The sequence below is a fragment of the Bradyrhizobium sp. BRP19 genome (assembly GCF_020194195.1).
GTDB classification, from domain to species: domain Bacteria; phylum Pseudomonadota; class Alphaproteobacteria; order Rhizobiales; family Xanthobacteraceae; genus Bradyrhizobium; species Bradyrhizobium yuanmingense.
Map to the genome: position 1 here is coordinate 535,166 of NZ_JADYVZ010000003.1, position 26,597 is coordinate 561,762.

Below are 26,597 nucleotides of genomic sequence, written 5' to 3' on the forward strand. Positions count from 1 at the left end.
TGACTCGTTCTCTCCTGATGACTTGACGGCCGCACCGCTCACGACCGAAACAAGCGGGTATATTGCGTCTCGTGCCGCAAGCTGGCGAGATCGGCCCGGAACGTCGCGCTGCCGAGATCATCCAAGGTTGCATTCAGCGCGCGATTGGCGGTGGCGGCGACGGCGGCTTCCAGCTTCACCAGCACACGCTGGCTATCGGTCTGGCCGAGCGGAATGAGCCGGCTGGCGGCGGAAATCCAGTTCGAGACCAGCGCATGCAGGAAGGCGTGCAGCGTCGGCGCCAACGGCACGGCGTGCATCGCGGCAACCACACCGACCGCGACCGGATAGACCAATGGCGCGCTGCATGCCGCGACCGTCGCGTCCAGTCCGTCGGCATCCCACGCGGCGCGCGAGATGTCGATGAAGGCGCGGCCCTGTGAGGTCGTCTCCAGCTGCCGCTCGCGCGACGGCACGAAGGCGCTCGCGAGCTCGGCGATCTCGTTCAATGCGGCCGTCTCGCCCGATTCCGTGGCGCGATAGGCGTGGACCAGAAACGTCGCGTCACAGAAGCCGGAGCCGTCGCCGAGCATCGCATCGAGCCAATCCGCCAGCGTCGTCGTGTCGGTGACGTCGCCCGCCTCGACCGCCCATTCGATGCCGCTGGAGTAGGAGAAGCCGCCGACGGGAAATGCCGGCGAAAGCCAGGTCATCAGCCGGTACAGCGCCGCCGCCTCGCCCTCGGCAAGATCACCGGCGCCGACCGGCTCATTTGTGGTCATGAGCATGCTTGTGGCCGTGGTGATGGTCGGGATGATCGCAATGCTCGTCGTGGTGATGGTGGTGCTCGTGGCTATGGTCGTGCGAGCCATGATCATGGTGGTGGCCATGGTCATGGTGATGATGGCCGTGATCGTGATGCGCATGGTCGTGTCCATGCGCATGGCCGGCATCGGCGTAGGCGCCGCCTTCGGGATCGAACGGCGCCTCGATCTCGATCACACGCGCGCCGAGGCCCTTCACCATCGCCTCGATGACGTGATCGCGGCGGATGCGCAGGGCCTTGGCCAAGATCTGGGTCGGCAGATGACGGTTGCCAAGATGCCAGCCGACGCGGACGAGGTGGTGCGGATCGCGGCCGCGGATTTCGAGCAGCGGCTCGGGCGCCGCGACCACCTCGATCAGCCTTCCATCCTCCAGCACCAGCGCATCGCCGCCGCGCAGCGCGACGGCATGTTCCAGGTCGAGCAGGAATTCGAGACCACGCGTTCCCGTCATCACCATGCGACGACGGTGCCGATCGTCGAAATCGAGCACGACCGTGTCCACTGGTGCTTCCGTGAAGCGGTGCTGTCCCCTGACCTGCGTCGCCCGGATCATGCGTCTTACCTCTTTACCGTGTCTCGACCTTCTCGGGCGTGATGTATTCGATCTTCGGCGGCGCCGTGAAGCATTTCACAGCAACACGGCCGAACGTCTTCATGTGCTCGGCAGCGCGATGCGGCCCCAGCGCCTCCATATTCTCCCACTGCTCGACGAACACCATCTTGGCAGGGTCGGTGACGCTCTCATGGAGGTCATAGGCGATATTGCCGGGCTCTTTCCGCGTCTCCTTGATGCAGGCGGTGGCGGCTGCAATGAATTCGGCGCGCGTCTCGGGCTTGATGGTCAAGGTTGCAACGACGTAGATCACGAGAAATCCTCCCGGCTTTTCTTCTGAGGGTTACGATACCGGGCGGGACATTAGACCAGGCGGGACCGAACGCAAAACCGCAAAAAGCCGTCCCCGGACACCGCCGGGGACATGCGTCGAGCGCTATTTCAGTACATGAAATATCGCTGCGCCATCGGCAGCACCTCCGCCGGAGCACAGGTCAGGAGCTCGCCATCGGCGCGCACTTCATAGGTCTCCGGATCGACCTCGATATTGGGCGTCGCGTCGTTGTGGATCATGCTCTTCTTGGAGATCTTGCCGCGGGTGTTCTGGACGGCATAGAGCTTCTTCTCGAGGCCGAGCTTTCGCGCGAGGCCGCCGGTGACCGCGGCCTTGGAGGTGAACACCACCGAGGATGCCGTACGCGCCTTGCCGAACGCGCCGAACATCGGCTGGTAATGCACCGGCTGCGGCGTCGGGATCGAGGCGTTGGGATCGCCCATGGGCGCCGCGACGATGGTGCCGCCCTTGACGATGCAGTCCGGCTTGACGCCGAAGAAGGCCGGCGACCACAGCACGAGATCGGCCATCTTGCCCTTCTCGACCGAGCCGATCAGCTTCGACACGCCGTGCGCGATGGCGGGATTGATGGTGTACTTGGCGATGTAGCGCTTGACGCGGAAATTGTCGTTGTCCTTGCCCTTGTCCTGCGGCAGCGAGCCGCGCTGCTTCTTCATCTTGTCCGCGGTTTGCCAGGTCCGGATGATGACCTCGCCGAGGCGGCCCATGGCCTGCGAGTCCGAGGACATCATCGAGAGCGCGCCGAGGTCGTGCAGGATGTCTTCGGCCGCGATCGTCTCCTTGCGGATACGGCTCTCGGCGAACGCCAGATCTTCGGCGATGGACGGATCGAGATGGTGGCACACCATCAGCATGTCCAGATGCTCGTCGATGGTGTTGCGGGTGAACGGCCGCGTCGGGTTGGTCGACGACGGCAGCACGTTCTTCAGCCCGGCCACCTTGATGATATCAGGGGCATGGCCGCCGCCGGCGCCTTCGGTGTGGAAGGCGTGGATGGTGCGGCCCTTGAACGCCTTGATCGTGTCCTCGACGAAGCCGGATTCGTTCAGCGTGTCGGTGTGGATCATCACCTGGATGTCGTGATCGTCGGCGACCGACAGGCAATTGTCGATCGCGGCCGGCGTGGTGCCCCAATCCTCGTGCAGCTTCAGCGCACAGGCGCCGGCCCTGATCATCTCGACCAGCGCGGCGGGCCGCGAGGCGTTGCCCTTGCCGGAAATGCCGAGATTGACCGGGAAGGCGTCGAACGACTGGATCATCCGCCCCATGTGCCACGGCCCCGGTGTGCAGGTGGTCGCGAAAGTGCCATGGGACGGTCCTGTTCCTCCGCCCAGCATCGAGGTGACCCCTGACATCAGCGCGTGCTCGATCTGCTGCGGACAGATGAAATGGATGTGGCTGTCGAAGCCGCCGGCGGTGAGGATCTTGCCTTCGCCGGCGATCACGTCGGTGCCGGGGCCGATGATGATGGTAACGCCAGGCTGGATGTCGGGATTGCCGGCCTTGCCGATCGCCGAGATCATGCCGTCCTTGATGGCGACGTCGGCCTTCACGATGCCCCAATGGTCCACGATCAGCGCATTGGTGATGACGGTATCGGCCGCGCCCTGCCTGTTGGTGACCTGCGACTGCCCCATGCCATCGCGGATCACCTTGCCGCCGCCGAACTTCACCTCCTCGCCATAGGTGGTGAAATCCTTCTCGACCTCGATGATGAGGTCGGTGTCGGCCAGCCGCACCTTGTCGCCGGTGGTCGGGCCGAACATGTCGGCATAGACGGAACGCTTCATCTTGACGGACATCACAAGCCCCGTTTGCGATTGAATGTCTGGTTGGTCACAGCAAGGCCTTTGCTGCTTTCACGGCGTCATCGAATTTTTCGTCGAGCCACGCATTGCCGCCGCGGCACCCCGCCACGACCTGCGTGGCCCAGGCGATATAGTCGGCGAGATCTTCGCGCTCCCCAGCATTCGGATCGGTCTGAATGCGCGCGCCCGTATTGCTGATCTTGTCGGCGATCTTGATCAGCTTGGCGCCCGGCGATTTGTGGGGCGCGTCCTCGATCTGCTTCTGCCGCCGCTTCGCTTTCGGCAAGCTCATGTCGTCGGTGCACTCGGCAACGAGGGACGCGACCCGATCGGAAAATCTCTGCGCGAGCTCCTCGCGCGTGGTGTCGGTGTCCTCGATGGTGTCGTGCAGCCAGCCGGCCGCGACCAGCTCGGCATCGGCGCCGTTGGTCGCGGTCGCGAGCAGGTTCGCGACCTCGGCGAGATGATTGATATAGGGCTCATTGCCGCGGCCCTTGCGCGCCATGCCGTTATGGCGCTGCGCGGCGAGCTCGGCAGCTTCCGAGACGAGGCGGATTGGTGAAAGCATGGAAAATACCTCCGTTTCCGCCTCAACCATGCCGCGCCGTGCTCGTTCCTGCGGAGGTCACAGCTTTCCCATCACGTCGCCGCGGAAGCCGTAGATCGTCTTCTTCCCCGCCATGGCGACGAGCTGGACGTCGCGGGTCTGGCCGGGTTCGAAGCGGACGGCGGTGCCGGCGGCGATGTCGAGGCGCATGCCGCGCGCCTTCTTGCGGTCGAACTTCAGCGCGGGGTTGGTCTCGAAGAAATGGTAGTGCGAGCCAACCTGGATCGGGCGGTCGCCGGTATTGGCGACCGTCAGCGTCACGGTCTTGCGGCCGGCGTTGAGCTCGATCTCGCCGTCCTGGATGAAGAGTTCGCCGGGGATCATGCTCTGCTCCTACCTGATCGGCTCGTGCACGGTGACGAGCTTGGTGCCATCAGGAAAAGTTGCCTCGACCTGGATGTCGTGGATCATCTCGGGAATGCCCGGCATCACCTGGTCGCGGGTCAGAACTTGCGCGCCTGACTGCATCAGCTCGGCGACGGTGCGGCCGTCACGCGCGCCTTCCAGAATGAAGTCGGAGATGATCGCGATCGCCTCGGGATGGTTGAGCTTGACGCCGCGGTCCAGCCGGCGGCGGGCCACGATCGCCGCCATCGAGATCAAAAGCTTGTCCTTTTCGCGGGGAGACAGATTCATGCGACATCTCTTCCGTTCAACACGTCAATTCAACCAGTCTAGTTCAGCCAGAGCCGCGGCAGGGCCGCACCGGTGCGCGCCAGCACCGTCATCATGTCGGCGCGCAAGCGCGCCGCATCTTGGGCACAGAACCGCGCCATTGCAAAGCCATTCCAGGCCGAGATTCCGACTTCGCCGGAGAACGATTCCGACGCCTCCCGGATGCGCTCGACCAGGGCTTCGTCGCCGGGCACGATCAGGGCTGTGCCGATCGCCGCGCCACCTTTGGCGACGGCGGACCGGCCGAGCTTGGCACCAATATCGCCGTCGAGCCGGACCGTCTCGGCGAACACCAGCCGCCCGCCGCGGCGTAGCCGCCAGCGGTCGACGAACTCGCCCTGCTCCATCCGCTCGCCCATGGCGGTGCGGCCGAACACCACGATCTCGCAGAGCAGGAGCGAGGCCGCCTCGTCGAGGTCGATGTCGAAGCGGCGCTGGACGCGGGCACGGTCGAACAGAATCGTCTCCTGGGGCAGCCAGGCAAGATGCGCGTCCGCGCCGACCTTCAGGGCGATGTTGAGCTGCGCTGCCGCTCCGGGCGTGCGATAGACCTTTTCGGCGGCCGCTGTGGTCAGCGTCAGCCGCGCTGCATCCGCCGCCGCTATCTCGATATCAAAGCGATCACCGCCGGCAACACCGCCGGCCGTGTTGACGAACACGCCGGACAGACCCTGATCTTCCGGCGAGGGAAAGCGGACGCGGAGCGAACCGGATTCATGCAAGGTGCCGCGCCGTGTCACCCCGTCGCGCGCATGCACGTCGAAGCGCACGGTGCCACGGGCACGGTTGGCCTCGAACAGCGTGGACGTGGCTGACAATTCGCTGCGCATCCGTCTCCCCCAACCGGTCGCGGCAGGTCTGTTCCGGCTTACAGCGCCATCTGGCGGCTGATCTCGCCCGGATCGAGATTGGAGCGGTCGCAGGTGAACTTCACCGCGCCGCGATCCATCACCGCGAAACTGTCGCCGAGTTCGCAGGCAAAGTCGAGATATTGTTCGACCAGCACGATGGCGATGTTGCCGAGGTTGCGCAGATACGAAATGGCGCGGCCGATGTCCTTGATGATCGAGGGCTGGATGCCTTCGGTGGGCTCGTCGAGCAAAAGTAGTTTCGGCCGCATCACCAGCGCGCGGCCGATCGCGAGCTGCTGCTGCTGGCCGCCGGAGAGGTCGCCGCCGCGCCGGCCCAGCATGGATTGCAGCACCGGAAACAGCGAGAACACGTCGTCCGGAATGTGCTTGTCCTCGCGCTTGAGCGGACCGAAGCCGGTCTTGAGGTTCTCCTCAACCGTCAGCAGCGGGAAGATCTCGCGGCCCTGCGGCACGAAGCCGATGCCTTTGCGCGCTCGCTCATACGGCCTGAGGCCGGTGATATCGCTGCCGTCGAACACGATTGCGCCCGAGGAGATCGGATATTGCCCGACCATCGCGCGCAGGAGTGAGGTCTTGCCGACACCGTTGCGCCCGAGCACGCAGGTCACCTTGCCGGGCTCGGCCGAGATCGAGACGCCGCGGAGCGCCTGCGCCGCGCCGTAAAACAGGTTGATGTCTTTCACTTCAAGCATCGGAAACACCTTTGCGGGCGAATAGCGAATGGCGAGTAGCGAATAGGAGAAGCGGCCAGTCCATTCGCCATTCCCTATTCGCCATTCGCTACCTTCCCAAATACACTTCGATGACCCTCTCGTTGGACGAGACCTGGTCGATGGTCCCTTCCGCGAGCACCGTGCCTTCGTGCAGGCAGGTGACCTTGACGCCGAGCTCGCGCACGAAGGTCATGTCGTGCTCGACCACCATGACGGTGTGGGTCTTGTTGATTTCCTTCAGCAGCTCGGCGGTGAGATGCGTCTCGACGTCGGTCATTCCCGCGACGGGCTCGTCGACCAGCAGCAGTTTCGGATCCTGCGCCAGCAGCATGCCGATCTCCAGCCATTGCTTCTGGCCGTGGCTGAGGCTGCCGGCGAGACGATTGCGAGCCTCGGTGAGGCGGATCGTCTCCAGCACCTTGTCGATGCGTTCGGCCTCCGCCTTGCTGCCGCGCCAGAACAGCGTGCCGCGGACCGAATGGTCGACATTGAGCGCCAGCAGGAGGTTGTCCTGCACGGTCTGGCTCTCGAACACGGTCGGCTTCTGGAACTTGCGGCCGATGCCGAGCTCGGCGATGCGGGTCTCGTCGAGGCGCGTCAGGTCGGTGACGCCGTCGAACAGCACGGTGCCTTCATCCGGCTTGGTCTTGCCGGTGATGATGTCCATCATCGTGGTCTTGCCGGCGCCGTTCGGGCCGATGATGGCGCGCATCTCGCCGGGCTCGAGCGTCAGCGACAGATTGTTGATGGCGTGGAAGCCGTCGAACGAGACGTGCACGCCGTCCAGATAAAGCATCGCGGAGGTCGCGCGGGTGTCCATGACGTTCATGACCGCTTACTCCGCCATCTTGGGTTCGGTGACGCCGTCTTCGGCCGCGGCACTCATGGAGGTGGCGGAGGTGCGTCTTTCCTTCGATTGATCCCACCAGGCATTGAAGGTGCCGACGATGCCCTTGGGCAGCAGCAGCGTCACCAGGATGAACAATGCGCCCAGCATGAACAGCCAGTACGGCGCGAGCACGCCCGAGGTGAAGAACGTCTTGGCGTAGTTGACGACGACGGCGCCGAGCGCCGCGCCGACCAGCGTGCCGCGGCCGCCGACCGCGACCCAGATCACCGCCTCGATCGAATTGCCGGGGGCGAATTCGCTCGGGTTGATGATGCCGACCTGCGGCACGTAGAGCGCGCCGGCAACGCCGGCCATGCAGGCCGACACCGTGAACACGAACAGCTTGTAGGATTCGACGCGGTAGCCGAGGAAGCGCGTGCGCGATTCCGCGTCGCGCACGGCAATCAAGACCTTGCCGAGCTTGGAGGAGACGATGGCGCGGCAGATCAGGAAGCCGATGATCAGCGCCAGACAGCTCAGCGCGAACAACGCGGCGCGCGTCCCCTCCGCCTGGACGTTGAAGCCCAGGATGTCCTTGAAGTCGGTCAGGCCGTTATTGCCGCCGAAACCAAAGTCGTTGCGGAAGAAGGCGAGCAGCAGCGCGTAGGTCATCGCCTGCGTGATGATCGACAGATAAACGCCGGTGACACGTGAGCGGAAGGCGAGCCAGCCGAAGCAGAAGGCGAGCAGGCCCGGTACGACCAGCACCATCAGCGCCGCGAACCAGAACATGTCGAAGCCGTACCAGTACCAGGGCAGCTTCTCCCAGTTCAGGAACACCATGAAGTCGGGCAGGATCGGATTGCCGTAGACGCCGCGGGTGCCGATCTGCCGCATCAGGTACATGCCCATGGCGTAGCCGCCGAGCGCGAAGAAGGCGCCGTGACCGAGCGAGAGGATGCCGCAATAGCCCCAGATCAGGTCGATCGACAGCGCCAGGATGGCGTAGCAGACATACTTGCCCCAGAGCGCGACGAGATAGGTCGGCACCTGCAGGAACGAGCCCGCGGGAAGCAGCAGGTTGGAGAGCGGAATGAGGATGCCGCAGGCCGCGACGACGGCAAGGAAGATCGTCGCGCTGCGGTCCAGCGATCGCGTCAGCATGTGAGGGGTCATGCTTCCACCGCACGGCCCTTGAGCGCGAACAGGCCGCGCGGCCGCTTTTGAATGAACAGGATGATGAGAACCAGGATCGCGATCTTGCCGAGCACGGCGCCGGCGACCGGCTCCAGGAACTTGTTGGCGATGCCGAGCGTGAAGGCGCCGACGAGCGTGCCCCAGAGATTGCCGACCCCGCCGAACACCACGACCATGAAACTGTCGATGATGTAACTCTGGCCGAGATTGGGGCTGACATTGTCGATCTGCGACAGCGCCACGCCAGCGATGCCGGCAATGCCCGAACCGAGGCCGAAGGTCAGCGCGTCGACGCGCGAGGTGGCGATGCCCATGGAAGCCGCCATGCGGCGGTTCTGCGTCACGGCGCGCATTTCGAGGCCCAGCGCGGTGTAGCGCAGCATCGCGAGCAGGATCGCGAACACGGCGAGCGTGAAGAGAAGGATCCAGAGCCGGTTATAGGTGATGGTGATCTGGCCGAGCTCGAACGCGCCGCTCATCCAGGAGGGGTTGCCGACCTCGCGATTGGTCGGGCCGAACATGGTGCGTACCGCCTGCTGCAGCACCAGCGATAGGCCCCAGGTCGCGAGCAGCGTCTCCAGCGGGCGGCCATAGAGGAAGCGGATGATGCTGCGCTCGATCAAGACGCCGATCGCGCCGGCGACGAGAAAGGCGAGCGGCACGGCGATCAAGAGCGAATAGTCGAACAGGCCGGGATAGCGGGTGCGGATCACCTCCTGCACCACGAAGGTGGTGTAGGCCCCGATCATCACCATCTCGCCATGCGCCATGTTGATGACGCCCATCACGCCGAAGGTGATGGCGAGCCCGATCGCGGCGAGCAGCAGCACCGAGCCGAGCGAGAGGCCGTACCAGGCATTCTGCACCATCGACCAGACCGCGAGCGAATTCTGGATCGAGCCGATCGCGCTCGCGGCGGCCTTGGTGACCGAGGCCGGCTGGTCGCCCATTCCGGTGAGCAGCGCCAGCGCATCCTGGTCGCCCCGCGCCTTGAGGGTTGCGACCGCTTCGAGCTTCTCGACCTCGGTGGCGTCGGACTTGAACAGCAGGATCGCGGCTCGGGCCTCAGTGAGCGCCGCCTTGACGGATTTGTTGGCTTCCTTGGCAAGCGCGGCATCGACCGCCTCGAGCGCGGTCTCCTCGTGCGACTTGAAGACGGACTGCGCGGCTTGCAGGCGCGTTCCCAGATCCGGAGACTGCAGCGTCAGGCTCCCGAGTGCGGCGTCGACGCTGCGGCGCAGGCGGTTGTTGAGGCGAACCGCGCTCGCACTGTCGGGAACGCTGGCAACGGCCTCGCCGGTCGCAGCGTCGATCGACTTGCCGTCCGCATCGGTGACGTAGACCTTCTTACTGTCGGGATCGGCCATGAGGCGACCGTCCTGAAGCGCATTGATGATCGGAAAAGCCAGCTTGCTGCCGCTGCCCGCGATCACACCGATCGCCTCTTCCGTGTCGGAAAAATCATCGTTGGCGAATTTGGCGACCGCATCCTCGAACGGACCGGCGAAGGCCGGCAGCGCGAACGCAATCAGGAACAACGAGAGTGCAAGCGAACAGAGACGAGCGGACAAATGGGCTGGCACTGTGAATGACCCCGGCAGAAATGAGTGGAGAAGGCGGCGGGATCGCCGCCCTCTCCGGTCTTGCAATGGAGCGTCAGATCGGGATCAGGAGCCCGAGCCGAGGCACTTGTTGGACTTGGTGTTGAAGTTACCGCACTTCTTGCCGACCCAGTCGCCGATCAGGTCCTTGGAGCCGTCGAGCTCCTTCGACCAGGCGTCGCCGGGGACGAGGCTCGGGGTCTTCCAGACCACGTCGAACTGGCCGTTGCCCTTGATCTCGCCGATGAACACCGGCTTGGTGATATGGTGGTTCGGGAGCATCTTGGAGGTGCCGCCGGTCAGGTTCTTGGCTTCGATGCCCGGGAGAGCGTCGATGACCTTGTCGGGATCGGTCGACTTCACCTTCTCGACCGCCTTGACCCACATGTCGAAGCCGATCACGTGCGCTTCCATCGGATCGTTGGTCACGCGCTTCGGATTCTTGGTGTAGGCCTGCCACGCCTTGATGAACTTCTCGTTCTCCGGCGACTTGATCGACTGGAAGTAGTTCCAGGCGGCGAGGTGGCCGACCAGCGGCTTGGTGTCGATGCCGGCGAGCTCTTCCTCACCCACCGAGAACGCCACCACCGGGATGTCCTTGGCCTTGATGCCCTGGTTGCCGAGCTCCTTGTAGAAGGGAACGTTGGCGTCGCCGTTGATGGTCGAGACCACCGCGGTCTTCTTGCCGGCCGAGCCGAACTTCTTGATGTCGGCCACGATCGTCTGCCAGTCGGAATGACCGAACGGCGTGTAGTTGATCATGATGTCTTCCTGGGCGACGCCCTTGGACTTCAGATAGGCCTCCAGGATCTTGTTGGTGGTGCGCGGATAGACGTAGTCGGTGCCCGCGAGCACCCAGCGCTTCACCTTCTCGTCCTTCATGAGGTAGTCGACGGCAGGGATCGCCTGCTGGTTCGGCGCAGCCCCCGTGTAGAACACGTTACGCTCGCTCTCCTCACCCTCGTATTGCACGGGGTAGAACAGGATGCTGTTGAGCTCCTTGAACACCGGGAGCACCGACTTACGCGACACCGAGGTCCAGCAGCCGAACACGACCGAGACCTTGTTCTTGGTGATCAGCTCGCGCGCCTTTTCGGCGAACAGCGGCCAGTTCGATGCGGGATCGACGACGACGGCCTCCAGCTTCTTGCCGAGCACGCCGCCCTTCTTGTTCTGCTCGTCGATCAGGAAGAGGATGGTGTCCTTCAGCGTGGTTTCGCTGATTGCCATGGTGCCGGACAGGGAGTGGAGTACACCCACCTTGATGGTGTCGTCGGCGGCCTTTGCGCCAGTCAATGAAGCCAGACCGAGCATCAGTCCGGCGGTCGCAGCGAGCACGCCGCGGCGGCTAAATGACGCCGCTATATCGTGAGTGGATTTGTTAAACATGAGTGCCTCATCTCCCTGACGCAGACGTGAAAAACGCTGCGAAACGGCCCCACGGCCGCCTGCGGTTAACGGAATCGCAAGAACCATGCCATGGGCTGGGCACCCATCAACTTATTGAATTTGCAAAACTAATTGGCAGAAATCGAAGTTTCTCCGCAGTCTTGCAGCCTAAATCATAGGCAACATAAATGTATGCGAAAGCGGCAGTCAGACTACTTTCTAAGCAAATCGCCAATTCTGGCTAAATTTCTGGCAGCAGTATTTTTGCATCGCACCCGCTGTTTCGGAGGCAAGTGCCTTGAAAGCGCCCCCTCGATGTTCCATATGAGCGTCCGAGACCTCTTGCGAATCAAGGGGTCGTAGCGAGCCGCGTGTTCTTAAGCCCTCTACGGGCCTCTGGCTTGCCCCATCTCTCCCAAGCCATCCGACACCCCAAACACGCAGGTGTCTTCTCGACACCCTTTTGCGCGCGCCGCGCTGATGCGCCGGGCGTTCGCTTTTGACATGGAAAGAACCCCTCTTTTGACTTCGTTTCAGGACTTCGGCCTCGCCGAACCCATCGCGCGCGCTCTTCGTGAAGAGAATTACGTCACCCCAACCCCGATCCAGGCCCAAACCATCCCGCTGGCATTGACCGGCCGCGACGTCGTCGGCATCGCCCAGACCGGTACCGGCAAGACCGCGTCCTTCGCGCTGCCGATCCTGCATCGTCTGCTCGAGAACCGCATCAAGCCGCAGCCCAAGACCGCCCGCGTGCTGGTGCTGTCGCCGACCCGCGAGCTGTCCGGGCAGATCCTCGACAGCTTCAACGCCTACGGCCGCCACATCCGCCTGTCCTCGACGCTCGCGATCGGCGGCGTGCCGATGGGCCGCCAGGTCCGCGCGCTGATGCAGGGCGTCGACGTGCTGGTCGCCACCCCCGGCCGCCTGCTCGACCTCGTGCAGAGCAACGGCTTGAAGCTTTCAAGCGTCGAGTTCCTCGTGCTCGACGAAGCCGACCGCATGCTCGACATGGGCTTCATCAACGACATTCGCAAAATCGTCGCCAAGCTGCCGATCAAGCGGCAGACGCTGTTCTTCTCGGCCACCATGCCGAAGGACATCGCCGAGCTCGCCGATTCCATGTTGCGCGACCCCGCCCGTGTCGCGGTGACCCCGGTGTCCTCGACCGCCGAGCGGATCAACCAGCGCATCCTGCAGGTCGACTTCGCGGCCAAGCCGGCCTTCCTGACCAAGCTGCTGCAGGACGAGGCGATCAACCGCGCGCTGGTCTTCACCCGCACCAAGCACGGCGCCGACAAGGTGGTGAAGACGCTGGCCAAGGCCGGGATCGCCGCCAACGCCATTCACGGCAACAAGTCGCAGAACCATCGCGAGCGCACGCTGGCCCAGTTCCGATCGGGCGAGATCCGCACCCTGGTCGCCACGGACATCGCCGCCCGCGGCATCGACGTCGACGGCATCAGTCACGTCATCAACTTCGACCTGCCGAACGTGCCGGAGACCTACGTCCACCGCATCGGCCGCACCGCACGCGCCGGCGCCGACGGCACCGCGATCTCGCTGGTCGCGGGCGGCGAGGAGCTCGGCTATCTGCGCGACATCGAGCGGCTGATTCGCGTCGCCCTGCCGCGGGAGGACCACCGCACCGACGCCGGCCGCCGCGACCCCGGTCCCGCCCCGTCACAGCAACGACAGGGCCGGCCGGGCGGCCGTCCGGGCCAGCGCCCGCAAGGCGCACGCCACGGTGACGGACGTCGCGCCGACGAACGGCATGCCGACGGGCGCCACCATAGTGCCGGTAAGCAAGGCGACGGCAGGCACGGTGAAGGCCGGCACGCCGAGGCGAGGCATGCCGACGGACGGCCCGGCAGTGGCCCGAATGCTTCCAAGGGTTCTCGCCGCCGCCGCTCCGGTGGTAAGATGCATTCATCGCCTGTCGACCGTCCGGAACAGCGTTCCGCGCATAGCGCCGGGACCCCTGATGGGATACAAGGCGTTGCCTTTTTGCGCCGCCAGAGTCGGCCAAACAGCCAACCGAACCGCAAACCCTATTCGCACTAGCCGTCCACGACCTGGAGATATCAATGGCTAAGGAAGAGCTGATCCAGTTCGAAGGACTGGTCACCGAAATCCTCCCCGATGCCCGCTACCGCGTGCAGCTCGACGCCGGACACGAGATCGTTGCCTATACCGCCGGCAAGATGAAGAAGAACCGCATCAAGACGCTCGCGGGCGACCGCGTGACGGTGGAGATGTCGCCCTATGACCTCGAGAAGGGCCGGCTGATTTTCCGCCACAAGGACGAACGTCCCAGCACGCCGGGCGGACCGCCCCGTCCCGGACAGCGCGGCGGCCAATTCCGCCGCCGCTAGTCGGCTGCGGCGCGGGTTCGAATTCCGATCTGTAGATTGATCCGCCGTTGACATCGGCGGATCAAAAAATCGTGCGCGTCCGGATTGTTTCGAACCGTTGCTTCCGATAAAATGAATTAATCGATTTTCGGCCGGACGACATTGGCATCCACCGGTACAGCCGGTTCAGACACGCTGACGACCCTTCCAGAAATTCGATCCTAACCCTGCCCGCGCGAGCGGGCTCCGACATAGTGTTATCTGAGAGGGACTACCCCCGTGAGCATGGGAACCGTGAAGTGGTTTAACGCAACCAAGGGCTATGGCTTCATTCAGCCCGACGATGGCGGCCAGGACGTGTTCGTTCACATCAGCGCCGTGGAGCGCGCCGGCCTCGGCTCGCTCCGCGAGGGCCAGAAGATCTCCTACGAGATCGTGGCCGACCGCCGTTCCGGCAAGTCGGCGGCGGACAACCTGCGCGCTGCGGGCTGAGCCCGCCGGGCGCCGGCCCGATCAGCGAGCCAAAGCACAAAGGCCGTGCGCAACGCACGGCCTTTTTTTCATGTCACGGGCGGCTGACAGATCTCAACACGTCGACGGCACGTTGTTGTAGGGCACGCAGGTGACCTGACGCGGCCGCGTGTAGGAGAGATCGCTCAGGGTTACGCTCGACTTCAACACGTAGCCGATGGTCGGCGTGTAAGTGTAGTTGGCTTCGCTCAGGATGAGATAGCTCGACGGAATCAAGAGTGCCGGGGGAATCATCGTGGTGACCGTGTCGCCGGCGTTCCGAGCCGAGGTCGCAAGCGTGGCTTGCGTCGCGCCGCTCGCAATCGTGCCGGCCCTGCTCCACTGGACCTTGGCGATGCTGTTGGCGTCGATGTAGATCTGGGAGATCGTGCCCTTCACGAGCGCAGCGTCGTAAGGCATGACGACGGAGATGCTTGCCGTGAACGTATCCTTCATGCCGGCATCGTTGAGCGTGGTCGACTGCGAGGTCAAATCGGACAATGTCCGCGCGATCAACGTGATTTTGCGGTCGATCGCCACGGCGGACGAAAATTCGACAGTGCCGAAGAACATCACCAGCATCAGCGGTACGATGATCGCGAATTCGGTCGCCGCCAGCGCGCGCTTGTCGGCGACGAAGCCGCGCACGGAGCCGCGTGCATTCCTCCAGATGTTCGCAATCGCCCGCATCGGTCCGCCCAGATCCATCTGCCTCAGAAGGGTTCGTTCTTGAACGCCACCGTCGCCACCATCAGCCGCTTGTTGCTGCATCCCGCGTTGTAGCCGAGGCCGGTGACGATGAGCGGCCATTGATAGAACAGGCGCACCACGACGACCTGACCGGAGCTTCCGGCACTGTACTGCATCCCGGAGGGATTGAAGGTGCAGGAATTGCCGAAATTGGTGAGGCTGAGCGTCCCGAACGAGCTGGTGCTGACGACGTCGACGTACAGCTTGCTGCAATCGAACAGCGCCGGAATCTTGCTGCAGACGAAGGTCTTGAACGTCGTCTGATCGCATGCAGCGACTGTGTTGGGCGCGGACTGGCAGGCCGCCACCGAGCCGCCCTGCGCCTGAGCCTGGCCGGTTAGAATCGCGCGCGCGGAGTCCTGCGCGATGGTCTCGAGCACCTGGCTGGAGAAGAACATGAGCGCCGTCTCGAGGATCGCGAACAGCAGCGCGAAGAACATCGGTGCGACCAGCGCAAATTCGACGGCTGCGGAGCCGCGGCGGTTGCCGCGAAACCGGAGCAGCGCTTTCCGGAGCGTGAACCTCGTAGGTGCAGGCGATGGCATCTCGTCAAATTCCCCAGCGGCCGGCGATCATCTGCCCGTTCAATAGCGGAAACTGATTGTCTAAGTGTTTCAGACGATCCGCTTCCGGCGGACCGCGCCGTTAACACCGCGTTAACCAGCGCCCGCAAGCGGGAGGAAGCACGGCATGCAACGAGGTGCCGCCCTCGAATCCAGCGGCTTGGCGGGATCGAGGCCCGCCCGTCAGCTAGTTTGGCTTGGCAGCCGCGCCGGCACCCGCACCTCCGCTGGCGCTGCTGCTCAGCGTACCGGCCTGGCTCATCGCGTTGTTGAAATAGGTGTCGCTGTCGCCGAGCGTCACGCGGCGCTGGCAAAGCGGCACGCAACTGTAGGACTCCCGCTCGACCCCGCGATAGACGGTGACGAGCCGGTCGCTCGGACCTTCGACCTGGATCTGGCGGTCCACCAGAATCTCGCCGCCGCGGTCGAGCGCGATGAAGTTGGTGGCCCCGTAGCCCTTTCCGGTCACGACGATCATGCCGCCGGGCTGGAGCGTGACGTCGGCGATCAGGGGATTGCCGACCACGATGGTCGCCACCTTGCCGGGCAGCCGCACCAGCTTGGCCTGGTCGACATTGACGGCGATGGTATCGGCGACGGGCTCGGCAAGGCCGGCGGCCGGCGAGGCCAGCACCGCAGCGGCAACCAGAACACAGACGCGCACATGACGGCGCAGCATTTCTTTACGCATACTCTTACCCCCGGGACGTCACAAACCGGCAGAAGCGACGAATACAGCGGAGCCGGTGCCCGACCCGGCTAACCTGCCTTTAATTCGTGAACGTTCCGCAAACTCGCCGCGTATTGTTTGAACGGACGGACATTTGCGGGGCCCGCCCCCTAAAGCGCGATGAGTTTTGGATGAATCGTCATCGCGCTTTAGGTTGTTGTTTACGCATGATCTTTCCGGAAAACTGCTTCGCACTTTTTCGGATTATGCTTTAGTGCCGGAACGGAAAGGCGAGCTGCCCGCCGATCTCCTTGGGCATGGCCGCTTCGTCCTTGCCGTAGTCCTGCGGCAGCCTGCCCTCCGGCATGCGGAAGGTGCCGAACAGCACGTCCCAGATCGGGAACGTTCCGGCAAAATTGGTGTCGCCGCCCTCTTCGAGCGAGGTGTGGTGCCAGCGATGGAAGACCGGCGTCGCCAGCACGTATTTGAACGGTCCGAAAGTCCAGTTCAGGTTGGCGTGCACAAAGGCCGAGTGGAAGGTGGTGAACGGGCCGACCCAGACCATGACGTTCGGGGAGATGCCTGCCATCAGCAGCACGACGTCGACGCTGATCGTCCCGAGCAAGAGATTGACCGGATGGAAGCGCGCCGCGGAGATCCAGCCGATCTCCTCCGACGAATGATGGATGGCGTGATACTTCCAGAAGCCGCCGTCGTGGAAAAGCCGATGCACCCAGTACAGCATGAAATCGGACAGCACCAGGAACAGCACGGCCTGCAGCCACAGCGGCAGCTGCGCCAGCGGACCGTGGCCATTGTCGTAAAAGGCGATGAGCTCGTCGGCGTCGTGGATGTTGAAGACGACGCTGGCGCCGACGACCAGCAGCCCGATCCGCATGGTGCGGGCGAACACCGGGACGAAGAACCAGTAGCAGATGTCGGTGACGATCTCCCGCTTGCGCCACCACGGCGCACCGGGATTGCAAGCCCAGAAATGCTCCAGCACGGTGAACACCGCCGCGAGCACGAAGGTGACCGGGATCACCTTGACGATGGTCTCGCCGAACATCAAGGCGACTTGCATGGGCAGGCTCGACATCGTCGCCTCTCTCCGCAAATTCCGCTGTAGCTCAAGGCCTACTCCGCGAAATTTAAGGGAGGGTGAAGCACGCGCCGCGTTGGCGGCGCATCCGGAACCGCAACGAATTTGCAGGTGCCGTCTTAAGGCGAAATTCACTCTGGGCAAAAGCATCGTGCCGGACGTGGGATTACCCGGTCGAATTAACTCTCCCGAAAGAGCTCGGCTCTCATGGTCGTCGCGTCAACGACAGCGCCGAACGAGGCGGTCCCCACCCAGACGGAGTTTTGTTCATGAAGAACTTGATTGCGCGTTTCGCGAAGGATGAATCCGGCGCCACCGCCATCGAATACGGCCTGATCGCCGCCGGCATCGCGCTGGCCATCATCACCGTCGTCAACAATCTCGGCACCACGCTGAACGCCAAGTTCAGCTCGATCAGCACCTCGCTGAAGTAAGCGGGTCCACGAACGACGGCAAAAGCCCCGGACCTCCGGGGCGTTTGTTTTTCTGAAGACGGCGAGTTCCAGTGGCGTTGCACGAGTTCAGAACCGATGCCGCGGTCGCGGCGCACGAGGCGGAAGCGGCGCAGGCCGGCTCGCCGGTCTATTGGATCTGCCTTGCGCTGCTGGTTGCGACGATCGCGCTCGCCGCACGTATTGCCAGCTTCTGGTGAAAGCGCGCTCGTGGGCCGAGGCCCGGGCGCGCCCGTGCCGCCGTTGTCGGTTTGTTTAGCATCGCGCGCTAGCATCGCCCGAAGCAGCTCCCGCGACAAACCCAGGCCTCAAGACGCAGCCCATGATTCTCGACCTTGCGCGCCTTCTGCTCTTCCCGGCCCTGATGGCGTTCGCCGCCGCGAGCGATCTCTTCACGATGACGATCTCGAACCGCGTATCGCTGGCGCTGGTGGCGGGCTTCTTCGCGCTCGCCCTCGCCGGGGGCATGGCACCTTACGAGATGCTGAGTCATGTCGGCGCCGGTGCGCTCGTTCTGGTCGTGGCCTTCACCTGCTTCGCCATGGGCTGGGTGGGCGGCGGCGACGCCAAGGTCGCTGCCTCCGTGGCGCTCTGGTTCGGCTTCCCACATCTGATGAACTTCCTGCTCTACGCCTCGCTGTTCGGCGGCGCGCTGACGCTGCTCCTGCTGCAGTTCCGGCAATGGCCGCTGCCTTACGGGCTGGCAGGACAGGCCTGGCTCGCACGGCTGCACGCCAAGGAGAGCGGCATTCCCTACGGCATCGCGCTCGCGCTGAGCGCGCTGATGGTCTACCCGGAGACCGAATGGGTGAAGGCGATCGACCTCGCTCGCCTCGCGCTGCGCTGAACGCTCCGGGTAAACCCGGCGTTAAGGCGATTTAGATACGCCTCATTAACCATGCTTTGACGAATAGCTGGTCAACTGCCGATCACGGCGGCGGCAGCGTCGCGGCGTATTGTTGGAAAGTTGAAGCGTATGAATAGGGCACGCATTGTCGTCCTGACGGTCGCCATCTGCGCCGGCGGCGTCGCCGCGTACCTGGCGAGCGGCTCCGACAATTCTGCGCCGCCTCCGGTTCCGGTCGCGCAGCTGCCGACCGTCGACGTCCTTGTGGCCAAGAACGATATCGGCCTCGGCCAGACCGTGAAGCCCGAAGACGTGCAATGGCAGACCTGGCCGACCGCGACCGCCAGCGCCACCTTCATCCGACGCAACGAGCGCCCCGACGGTGCGACCCAGGTGACCGGCTCGATCGCGCGCGCGCCCTTCATCCAGGGTGAGCCGATCCGCGACCAGAAGCTGGTCAAGGCCGAAGGTTCCGGCTTCATGGCGGCAATCCTGCCCACCGGCATGCGGGCGATCTCGACCGAGATCTCGCCGGAGACCGGCGCGGGCGGCTTCATCCTGCCCAACGACCGCGTCGACGTCCTGCTCACCCGCCGGCTCAAGAACCCGGATCAGAGCAGCGGCGCTCCCGACATCGTCACCTCCGAGATCATCCTGGCCAATATCCGGGTCCTGGCCATCGACCAGGCACCCAAGGAGAAGGACGGGCAGAACGCGGTGATCGGCAAGACCGTCACCCTCGAGCTCAATCCCGCGCAGACCGCAACGCTCTCCGCGGCGCGCCAGAGCGGCACGCTGTCGCTGGCGCTGCGCAGCATCGTCGACGTCAAGATGAGCGAGATCACGCTCGATGACTCCGCGCAGAAGCGCGACGGTGTCTCGATCATTCGCTACGGCATTCCAAGTCAGACGGCTAAGGCACGATGAAGACAGTCGACATCAAATACAGGGCAGATTCGGCGACGATGCGGACCTCACTGGTCCGCGCCCTGTCGTTTTCGGCCGCCCTCGCGCTGGCGCTCAACCCGGCGATCGCCCCGGCGGTCGCCGCCGATTACCGCCCCGTGCCGCAGGCCGCGGCGGACGGCCAGATCAACGCGCGTTTCCTCTCGCTCGGCATCGGCAAGTCGGTCGTGATCGACCTGCCGCGCGACATCAAGGACGTGCTGGTCGCCGATCCCAAGATCGCCAATGCGGTGGTCCGCTCCGCACAGCGCGCCTATATCATCGGCGCCGCGGTCGGCCAGACCAATATCGTGTTCTTCGATTCCGCCGGGCAGCAGATCGCGGCCTACGACATCGCGGTGAAGCGCGACCTCAACGGCGTGCGGGCCGCACTGAAGCAGGTTCTGCCCAATTCGGACATCCAGATCGACGGCCTGGGCGACGGTATCGTCCTGTCCGGCACGGCCGCCAACCCTATGGAGGCGCAACAGGCCAACGAGCTCGCTGCGCGCCTGGCCGGCGGCGTCGACAAGGTGGTGAACTCGATCGTGGTGCGCGGCCGCGACCAAGTCATGCTCAAGGTGACCGTTGCCGAAGTCGCGCGTACGATCGTCAAGCAGCTCGGTATCGACCTCACCGCCAACCTCAACTACGGCACATCGGTGGTGAGCTTCAGCAACTCCAACCCGTTCACGGCCCTCGGCCGTAATCTGGTGGATGGCAACAATCTCACTGCGAGTTTCGGCGCGACGCCTTCGGTGCAGGCGACCCTGCGTGCGATGGAGAGCGCGGGCGTGATCAGGACGCTTGCCGAGCCGAACCTGACCGCGATCTCCGGAGAGTCCGCCACCTTTCTCGCCGGCGGCGAATTTCCGGTGCCCGCAGGTTATTCGTGCGATCCCGTCACGCGCGTCTGTACCACTCAGATCAGCTTCAAGAAGTTCGGCATCTCACTCAACTTTACGCCTGTGGTCCTGAGCGAAGGCAAGATCAGCTTGCGGGTGATGACCGAGGTCTCCGAACTGTCCAATGAGAATGCGATCACGCTGTCGCAGGCGGTGACCTCGAACACGGTCAACTCGCTGACGGTACCCTCAATCAAGACACGCCGCGCAGAGACTTCGCTGGAAATTCCGTCCGGCGGCGCGATGGCGATGGCCGGCCTGATCCAGCAGCAGACCAAGCAAGCTGTCAACGGAATGCCGGGGCTGATGCAGCTCCCGATCCTCGGCACGCTGTTCCGCAGCCGCGACTTCGTCAACAATGCAACCGAGTTGGTCGTGATCGTGACGCCCTATGTGGTCCGCGCGGTGGCGCCGAAGGACCTGTCGCGGCCGGATGACGGCTTCGCCCCGCCTGCGGATCCGCAGGCGCAGCTGATCGGCAATATCAACCGGATCTACGGCGTGCCGGGCCGGACCGAACCGGCCAAGAACTACCGCGGCACCTACGGCTTCATTACCGACTGAGGCGGAACGGGGATTTCACGATGATCACGAGACCACCCCAGCTTCGCAAGCGCGCCATCAGCCTCGGTGGCGCGCTCATCGGCCTCGCGCTCGCGGTCGGGGGCTGCCAGCACGACGACGTCCTCACGGCGTCCATTCCCGACGACTACAAGCAGCGCCATCCGATCGCGGTCGAGGAGCAGAATCGCTCGATCGTCGTCTTCGTGGGTCATGCCCGCGGCGGATTAACCGCGGCCCAACGCGCTGACGTGATGGGCGTGGCATCGGCGTGGTTGCAAGAAGGCACCGGCGCGATTCGCATCGACGTGCCTTCCAATACGCCCAATGCTCGCCCGGTCGCCGATACGATGCGTGAGATCCAGGCGATGCTGGCGGCGGCAGGCGTTCCGCCGCGCGGCGTCAGCCTTCACCCCTACCAGCCGCAAGACAAGCGCTTCCTCCCCCCGATCCGGCTCACCTATTCCAGGATTGCCGCAGTCGCCGGTCCCTGCGGCCTGTGGCCGGAAGACATCGGACCCTCGATGAAGAACAAGCGCTGGTTCGAGAACAAGGACTACTACAATTACGGCTGCGCTTATCAGCGCAACCTCGCGGCCATGGTCGACAATCCGTCGGATCTTGAGCAGCCGCGGCCCGAAACTCCGTCATACACGCCGCGGCGCATCACCGGGTTCGAGAAGTATCGCAAGGGAACGACGACGGCGACCACCTATCCCGAGGCCGACAGGGCCAAACTCAGCGACACCGGCAAATGATCAGTTACGCGCGCCAGACACACGAAGAGCAGCCGGCAGCAGCTCCTCCGCCGGTCGAGGAGCATATTGCGCCCGCGCCGCGCGTCTCGGTTCAGGCCTTCTGCGAAACCGTGGAGACGGCCGCCGCGGTGCAGTCGGCCGGCGAGGATCGCCGTCTCGGCAAGGCTCACCTGAAGATCCAGATGGGCGGCATGGCGGCCGCGATCGAAGCCTACCGCTCGGCTCCCACGCCGAACGTGATCGTGCTCGAGAGCGACGGTCGCAACGACCTGCTGGGCGGACTCGACCAGCTCGCCACCGTCTGCGATGCCGGCACCCGCGTGGTGGTGATCGGCCGCATCAACGACGTCACGCTCTATCGCGAGCTGGTGCGCCGCGGCGTCAGCGATTACGTGCTCGCGCCGGTCGGCGCGATCGACGTCGTACGCTCGATCTGCAACCTGTTCTCGGCCCCCGAAGCCAAGGCAGTCGGCCGCATCATCGCCGTGGTCGGAGCCAAGGGTGGCGTCGGGGCTTCGACCATCTCGCACAACGTCGCGTGGGCGATCGCGCGAGACCTCGCGATGGACGCCGTCGTCGCCGATCTCGACCTCGCCTTCGGCACCGCCGGGCTCGACTACAACCAGGATCCGCCGCAGGGTATCGCCGACGCCGTGTTCTCGCCTGACCGCGTCGACACCGCGTTCATCGACCGCCTGCTGTCGAAATGCACCGACCATCTCAGCCTGCTGGCGGCGCCTGCGACGCTCGACCGGGTCTATGATTTCGGCACTGACGCTTTCGATGCCGTATTCGACACGCTGCGCTCCACCATGCCCTGCATCGTGCTCGACGTTCCGCATCAATGGTCGGGCTGGACCAAGCGCGCCTTGATCGGGGCGGACGACATCCTGATCGTGGCCGCGCCCGACCTCGCCAATCTGCGCAATACCAAGAACCTGTTCGATCTGTTGAAGGCCGCGCGCCCCAACGACCGGCCGCCGCTCTACTGCCTGAACCAGGTCGGCGTGCCGAAACGGCCCGAGATCGCCGCCGCGGAGTTCGCCAAGGCAATCGAGAGCCAGCCGGTCGTCTCGATCCCGTTCGAACCGCAGATCTTCGGCTCGGCGGCCAACAACGGCCAGATGATCGCGGAGATCTCCGCCAACCACAAGTCGATCGAGATGTTCCTGCAGATCGCCCAGCGCCTGACCGGCCGCAGCGAGACCAAGAAGCAAAAGTCGTCCCTGCTTTCACCTCTGATTGAGAAGTTGCGGGGAAGATAAGCCGCCGCATGGAGTTGTTAAGTGTTCGGTAAGCGTAGCGGAACAGACACCGACCTTCGGGCGCCCAAGCCCGGCGCCGTGTCGCTCGAGCCTGCCCCGGCTCAGGCGCCGACGGTGTCGCGCGCTCCGCCTCCGCCGGCCGTCGCCTCGCCGCCGCTTGCGCCCGCCAAGGCTCCGCCGCCTCCGGCCATGGAGAGCCGGCGTTCGGACAATTATTACGAGGTCAAGGCGACCATCTTCGGCGCGCTGATCGAGGCCATCGACCTCGCCCAGCTCGCCAAGCTCGATTCGGAGTCCGCGCGCGAGGAAATCCGCGACATCGTCAACGAGATCATCGCGATCAAGAACATCGTGATGTCGATCGCCGAGCAGGAGGAGCTGCTCGACGACATCTGCAACGACGTCCTCGGTTACGGCCCGCTCGAGCCGCTATTGTCGCGCGACGACATCGCCGACATCATGGTCAATGGCGCCAACACCGTCTACATCGAGGTCGGCGGCAAGATCCAGCGTACCGGCATCCGCTTCCGCGACAACCAGCAGCTTCTCAACATCTGCCAGCGCATCGTCAGCCAGGTCGGCCGGCGCGTCGACGAATCCTCGCCGATCTGCGACGCGCGCCTCGCCGACGGCTCCCGTGTCAACGCCATCGTGCCGCCGCTGTCGATCGACGGCCCCGCGCTCACCATCCGCAAATTCAAGAAAGACAAGCTGACGCTGGATCAGCTCGTCAAGTTCGGCGCGATCACGCCGGAAGGCGCCGAGATCCTTCAGATCATCGGCCGCGTCCGCTGCAACGTGCTGATTTCCGGCGGTACCGGCTCGGGCAAGACGACCCTGCTCAACTGCCTCACCAACTACATCGAGCACGACGAGCGCGTCATCACCTGCGAGGACGCCGCCGAGCTCCAGCTGCAGCAGCCTCACGTGGTGCGGCTGGAAACCCGTCCGCCCAACATCGAGGGCGAGGGCCAGGTCACGATGCGCGAATTGGTGCGCAACTGCCTGCGTATGCGTCCCGAACGCATCATCGTCGGCGAGGTCCGCGGACCCGAAGCCTTCGACCTGCTGCAGGCCATGAACACCGGCCATGACGGCTCGATGGGCACGCTGCACGCCAACAACCCGCGCGAGGCGCTGTCGCGCTGCGAATCCATGATCACGATGGGCGGCTTTTCCCTTCCGTCGCGAACAATTCGCGAGATGATCTGCGCCTCGATCGACGTCATCATCCAGGCCGCGCGCCTGCGCGACGGCTCCCGCCGCATCACCCACATCACCGAGGTGATGGGCATGGAAGGCGACACCATCATCACCCAGGACATCTTCCTCTACGACATGGTCGGCGAGGACGCCAACGGCAAGATCATCGGCCGGCACCGCTCAACCGGCATCGGCCGTCCGAAGTTCTGGGAACGCGCCCGTTATTACGGCGAGGAGAAGCGCCTCGCCGCGGCGCTCGACGCGGCGGAAGTCGCGCCGAAGACGTGAGCGGATTGGCAGCGCCATGAACATGCAGGTCCTCGCCCTCGCCTTCCTCGCCACCGCAGCAGTGGGTGGCATCGCCTGGGTATTCCTCTATCCGGTGCTGTCTGGGGAGCGAAAGGCGGAAAGCCGCCGTGCCTCGGTCGCGCGCGCCGAAGCGCCCACGGCCCGGCAGGCCGAGAAAACCCAGCGCTCTCGCCGCGAGCAGGTCGAGTCCACGCTGAAGGACCTCGAGGCGCGGCGCGCCCAGGAGAAGAGCGCTCCGCTCAGCGTCCGCCTGTCGCAGGCCGGGCTCGACTGGACGCCGCAGAAGTTCTGGACCGTGTCCGCCGTGGTGGCCGGCGTTTTTTTCGCGGCCGCTATGTTCGCGGGCGGGGGCCTGATCGGCGCCGCCGGTCTTGCCTTTGCCGGCGGCTTCGGCCTGCCGCGCTGGGCACTCGGCTTCCTCAAGAAGCGTCGCGAAACCAAGTTCCTGGCTGCACTGCCCGACGCGGTCGACGTGATCGTCCGCGGCATCAAGGCAGGCCTGCCCTTGTTCGAATCGATCAAGGTCGTAGCCGCCGATTCGCCCGAGCCGCTGCGCAGCGAGTTTCTGGCCATCATCGAGACGCAGGCGATCGGCATGCCGCTGGGCGAGGCCTGCGCGCGGCTTTACGAGCGCATGCCACTGCCGGAAGCCAATTTCTTCGGGATCGTGGTGTCGATCCAGCAGAAATCGGGCGGCAACCTCTCCGAAGCGCTCGGTAACCTCTCCAAGGTGCTGCGCGACCGCAAGAAGATGAAGGAAAAGATCCAGGCGATGTCGATGGAAGCCAAGGCCTCGGCCGGCATCATCGGCTCGCTGCCGCCGATCGTGATGTTCCTGGTCTATCTCACGACGCCGCAATACATCTCGGTGCTTTGGACTCATCCCACCGGCCAGCTGATGCTGGTCGGCTGCGTCGTCTGGATGTCGATCGGCATCCTGGTGATGAAGAAGATGATCAACTTCGATTTCTGACGGTGTCGCATGGTCGAATTCCTCGTCTCGAAACTGCACGACGTCCGTTTCATGACCATGCTGCTCGCGGCGATCGCCGCGAGCGCCACCGTCTATACGCTGGTGATGCCGTTGTTCGCCGGCGAGGGCCTCTCCAAGCGCATGAAGGCGGTGGCGAGCGAGCGTGAACGCATCCGGCAGCGCGAGCGTGAGCGTCTCAACAAGAGCGAGAAGGTTTCACTGCGCCAGACGCCGAAGCAACTCGTCTCCAAGGTGGTCGAGGACTTCAACCTGACCAAGTGGCTCGCGCAGGAGGCTGCGCGGGACAAGCTCATCATGGCGGGTTACCGCGGCCAGGCGCCCTACATCACCTTCCTGTTTGCCCGCATGGTCGCCCCGATCGTGTTCTTGATCGGCTCGGCCCTCTACGTGTTCGTGATCGGAAACATGCAACAGGCGATGCCGATCAAGATCGGCATCTGTATCGGCGCCGCCTATCTCGGCCTCCAGGCGCCGATGCTGTTCCTCAGGAATGCGATCTCCAAGCGCCAGCTCTCGATCAAGCGTGCGTTTCCCGACGCGCTCGATTTGCTCCTGATCTGCATCGAATCGGGCATGTCGGTCGAGATGGCATTCCGGAAAGTTGCGACCGAAATCGTGGGCCAGTCGATCGCGCTGTCGGAGGAGTTCACCCTGACCACGGCCGAGCTGTCCTACCTGCAGGATCGCAAGGTCGCCTATGAGAACCTGGCACGGCGCACCGGGCTCGAGGGCGTCAAGTCGGTGTGTCTGGCGCTGCAACAGGCGGAACGATACGGCACTCCGCTCGGCCATTCCCTGCGCGTCATGGCGCAGGAAAATCGCGACATGCGCATGAACGAGGCCGAGAAGAAGGCGGCCGCGCTGCCGCCGAAGCTCACGGTGCCGATGATCCTGTTTTTCCTGCCTGTGCTGTTCGTGGTCATTCTCGGACCCACCGCCATCAAGGTCACCGAGATGCAATGAGCCGGGCTGGACCGTACGGTCCGCCACCAAGGCCAGGAAGT

30 protein-coding genes are annotated in these 26,597 nt (G+C 64.3%); 13 read left to right on the forward strand and 17 right to left on the reverse strand.

The features are described 5' to 3' along the window. Positions 1-38: 38 nt before the first annotated feature. From I6F36_RS12810 to urtA, 13 genes are all read right to left on the reverse strand, one after another. The gene (locus I6F36_RS12810; protein ID WP_109142435.1) at positions 39-767 is read right to left on the reverse strand and encodes an urease accessory protein UreF; all 729 of its coding nucleotides are present in this window, start codon (positions 765-767) and stop codon (positions 39-41) included. Continuing rightward, the gene (locus I6F36_RS12815; protein WP_225171537.1) at positions 748-1,359 is read right to left on the reverse strand and encodes an urease accessory protein UreE; all 612 of its coding nucleotides are present in this window, start codon (positions 1,357-1,359) and stop codon (positions 748-750) included. The genes I6F36_RS12810 and I6F36_RS12815 overlap by 20 nt, the downstream gene beginning before the upstream one ends. 13 nt (positions 1,360-1,372) lie before the next feature. Further along, positions 1,373-1,672: a putative quinol monooxygenase gene (locus I6F36_RS12820; protein WP_035998129.1), complete on the reverse strand. Its 300-nt coding sequence runs from the start codon at positions 1,670-1,672 to the stop codon at positions 1,373-1,375. Positions 1,673-1,800: 128 nt separating this feature from the next. Continuing rightward, positions 1,801-3,516 carry an urease subunit alpha gene (ureC, locus tag I6F36_RS12825; protein ID WP_225171538.1) on the reverse strand — a complete coding sequence of 572 codons (1,716 nt, stop codon included), beginning with the start codon at positions 3,514-3,516 and terminating at the stop codon, positions 1,801-1,803. A 34-nt stretch (positions 3,517-3,550) separates the two neighbouring features. Continuing rightward, a complete protein-coding gene (locus I6F36_RS12830) occupies positions 3,551-4,090 on the reverse strand; it encodes an HD domain-containing protein (protein ID WP_225127141.1) in 540 nt (179 codons plus the stop codon). Positions 4,091-4,147: 57 nt separating this feature from the next. Next, on the reverse strand, positions 4,148-4,453 hold the full coding sequence (locus I6F36_RS12835) for an urease subunit beta (protein WP_026202067.1): 306 nt from the start codon (positions 4,451-4,453) through the stop codon (positions 4,148-4,150). 9 nt (positions 4,454-4,462) lie between these two features. Beyond that, complete coding sequence (locus I6F36_RS12840) at positions 4,463-4,765, reverse strand: urease subunit gamma (RefSeq protein ID WP_007605424.1); 303 nt, start codon at positions 4,763-4,765, stop codon at positions 4,463-4,465. A 38-nt stretch (positions 4,766-4,803) separates the two neighbouring features. After that, on the reverse strand, positions 4,804-5,634 hold the full coding sequence (locus I6F36_RS12845; protein ID WP_225171539.1) for an urease accessory protein UreD: 831 nt from the start codon (positions 5,632-5,634) through the stop codon (positions 4,804-4,806). Between the two features lie 38 nt (positions 5,635-5,672). After that, positions 5,673-6,368, reverse strand: coding sequence for an urea ABC transporter ATP-binding subunit UrtE (gene urtE, locus I6F36_RS12850; RefSeq protein ID WP_035998115.1), 696 nt, complete (start codon positions 6,366-6,368; stop codon positions 5,673-5,675). An 88-nt stretch (positions 6,369-6,456) separates the two neighbouring features. Continuing rightward, complete coding sequence (gene urtD, locus I6F36_RS12855) at positions 6,457-7,218, reverse strand: urea ABC transporter ATP-binding protein UrtD (protein ID WP_036021617.1); 762 nt, start codon at positions 7,216-7,218, stop codon at positions 6,457-6,459. 6 nt (positions 7,219-7,224) lie between these two features. Next, positions 7,225-8,394, reverse strand: a complete 1,170-nt coding sequence (gene urtC, locus I6F36_RS12860) for an urea ABC transporter permease subunit UrtC (protein ID WP_225171540.1) — start codon at positions 8,392-8,394, stop codon at positions 7,225-7,227. Then, the gene (gene urtB / locus I6F36_RS12865; protein WP_035998106.1) at positions 8,391-9,998 is read right to left on the reverse strand and encodes an urea ABC transporter permease subunit UrtB; all 1,608 of its coding nucleotides are present in this window, start codon (positions 9,996-9,998) and stop codon (positions 8,391-8,393) included. The genes urtC and urtB overlap by 4 nt, the downstream gene beginning before the upstream one ends. A gap of 84 nt (positions 9,999-10,082) precedes the next feature. Further along, complete coding sequence (urtA, locus tag I6F36_RS12870) at positions 10,083-11,405, reverse strand: urea ABC transporter substrate-binding protein (protein WP_035998103.1); 1,323 nt, start codon at positions 11,403-11,405, stop codon at positions 10,083-10,085. 480 nt (positions 11,406-11,885) lie between these two features. Here urtA and I6F36_RS12875 point away from each other — a divergent pair, with 480 nt between their 5' ends. From I6F36_RS12875 to I6F36_RS12885, 3 genes are all read left to right on the forward strand, one after another. Further along, on the forward strand, positions 11,886-13,469 hold the full coding sequence (locus I6F36_RS12875; RefSeq protein WP_225171541.1) for a DEAD/DEAH box helicase: 1,584 nt from the start codon (positions 11,886-11,888) through the stop codon (positions 13,467-13,469). Positions 13,470-13,492: 23 nt separating this feature from the next. Beyond that, entirely contained in the window at positions 13,493-13,780 is a 288-nt protein-coding gene (gene infA / locus I6F36_RS12880) for a translation initiation factor IF-1 (RefSeq protein WP_035998101.1), read from the forward strand. A gap of 258 nt (positions 13,781-14,038) precedes the next feature. Further along, a complete protein-coding gene (locus I6F36_RS12885) occupies positions 14,039-14,251 on the forward strand; it encodes a cold-shock protein (RefSeq protein WP_035998097.1) in 213 nt (70 codons plus the stop codon). Positions 14,252-14,344: 93 nt separating this feature from the next. Here the strand turns inward: I6F36_RS12885 and I6F36_RS12890 are convergent, their stop codons facing one another. The 4 genes from I6F36_RS12890 to I6F36_RS12905 all read right to left on the reverse strand — a co-directional run bounded on the left by I6F36_RS12890 (position 14,345) and on the right by I6F36_RS12905 (position 17,351). Beyond that, positions 14,345-14,959 (reverse strand): TadE/TadG family type IV pilus assembly protein, encoded by a 615-nt coding sequence (locus I6F36_RS12890; protein WP_036036873.1) that lies wholly within the window; start codon positions 14,957-14,959, stop codon positions 14,345-14,347. A 23-nt stretch (positions 14,960-14,982) separates the two neighbouring features. After that, positions 14,983-15,564 (reverse strand): TadE/TadG family type IV pilus assembly protein, encoded by a 582-nt coding sequence (locus I6F36_RS12895; protein WP_036021610.1) that lies wholly within the window; start codon positions 15,562-15,564, stop codon positions 14,983-14,985. Positions 15,565-15,769: 205 nt separating this feature from the next. Further along, positions 15,770-16,273, reverse strand: coding sequence for a pilus assembly protein N-terminal domain-containing protein (locus I6F36_RS12900; protein ID WP_057028157.1), 504 nt, complete (start codon positions 16,271-16,273; stop codon positions 15,770-15,772). Positions 16,274-16,523: 250 nt separating this feature from the next. Further along, positions 16,524-17,351 carry a sterol desaturase family protein gene (locus tag I6F36_RS12905; protein ID WP_225171542.1) on the reverse strand — a complete coding sequence of 276 codons (828 nt, stop codon included), beginning with the start codon at positions 17,349-17,351 and terminating at the stop codon, positions 16,524-16,526. A gap of 272 nt (positions 17,352-17,623) precedes the next feature. On the opposite strand from I6F36_RS12905, the gene I6F36_RS12910 reads away from it, so the two are divergent. The 10 genes from I6F36_RS12910 to I6F36_RS12955 all read left to right on the forward strand — a co-directional run bounded on the left by I6F36_RS12910 (position 17,624) and on the right by I6F36_RS12955 (position 26,556). Then, positions 17,624-17,788: a Flp family type IVb pilin gene (locus I6F36_RS12910; RefSeq protein ID WP_025033956.1), complete on the forward strand. Its 165-nt coding sequence runs from the start codon at positions 17,624-17,626 to the stop codon at positions 17,786-17,788. A 77-nt stretch (positions 17,789-17,865) separates the two neighbouring features. Continuing rightward, complete coding sequence (locus I6F36_RS12915) at positions 17,866-18,006, forward strand: hypothetical protein (protein ID WP_225111714.1); 141 nt, start codon at positions 17,866-17,868, stop codon at positions 18,004-18,006. Positions 18,007-18,128: 122 nt separating this feature from the next. Beyond that, the gene (locus I6F36_RS12920) at positions 18,129-18,653 is read left to right on the forward strand and encodes a prepilin peptidase (RefSeq protein WP_036021607.1); all 525 of its coding nucleotides are present in this window, start codon (positions 18,129-18,131) and stop codon (positions 18,651-18,653) included. A 129-nt stretch (positions 18,654-18,782) separates the two neighbouring features. Continuing rightward, positions 18,783-19,580: a Flp pilus assembly protein CpaB gene (gene cpaB / locus I6F36_RS12925; RefSeq protein ID WP_036021604.1), complete on the forward strand. Its 798-nt coding sequence runs from the start codon at positions 18,783-18,785 to the stop codon at positions 19,578-19,580. Continuing rightward, complete coding sequence (locus I6F36_RS12930) at positions 19,577-21,067, forward strand: type II and III secretion system protein family protein (RefSeq protein WP_085974449.1); 1,491 nt, start codon at positions 19,577-19,579, stop codon at positions 21,065-21,067. Before cpaB ends, I6F36_RS12930 begins: the two co-directional genes overlap by 4 nt. Positions 21,068-21,087: 20 nt before the next feature. After that, positions 21,088-21,822, forward strand: a complete 735-nt coding sequence (locus I6F36_RS12935; protein ID WP_225139315.1) for a CpaD family pilus assembly protein — start codon at positions 21,088-21,090, stop codon at positions 21,820-21,822. Beyond that, a complete protein-coding gene (locus tag I6F36_RS12940; protein ID WP_035998070.1) occupies positions 21,819-23,087 on the forward strand; it encodes an AAA family ATPase in 1,269 nt (422 codons plus the stop codon). Before I6F36_RS12935 ends, I6F36_RS12940 begins: the two co-directional genes overlap by 4 nt. 21 nt (positions 23,088-23,108) lie before the next feature. Beyond that, a complete protein-coding gene (locus I6F36_RS12945; protein ID WP_035998067.1) occupies positions 23,109-24,578 on the forward strand; it encodes a CpaF family protein in 1,470 nt (489 codons plus the stop codon). 16 nt (positions 24,579-24,594) lie between these two features. Next, complete coding sequence (locus I6F36_RS12950; protein ID WP_057028159.1) at positions 24,595-25,572, forward strand: type II secretion system F family protein; 978 nt, start codon at positions 24,595-24,597, stop codon at positions 25,570-25,572. Between the two features lie 9 nt (positions 25,573-25,581). Then, complete coding sequence (locus I6F36_RS12955; protein ID WP_036021591.1) at positions 25,582-26,556, forward strand: type II secretion system F family protein; 975 nt, start codon at positions 25,582-25,584, stop codon at positions 26,554-26,556. The last annotated feature ends 41 nt before the right edge of the window (positions 26,557-26,597 follow it).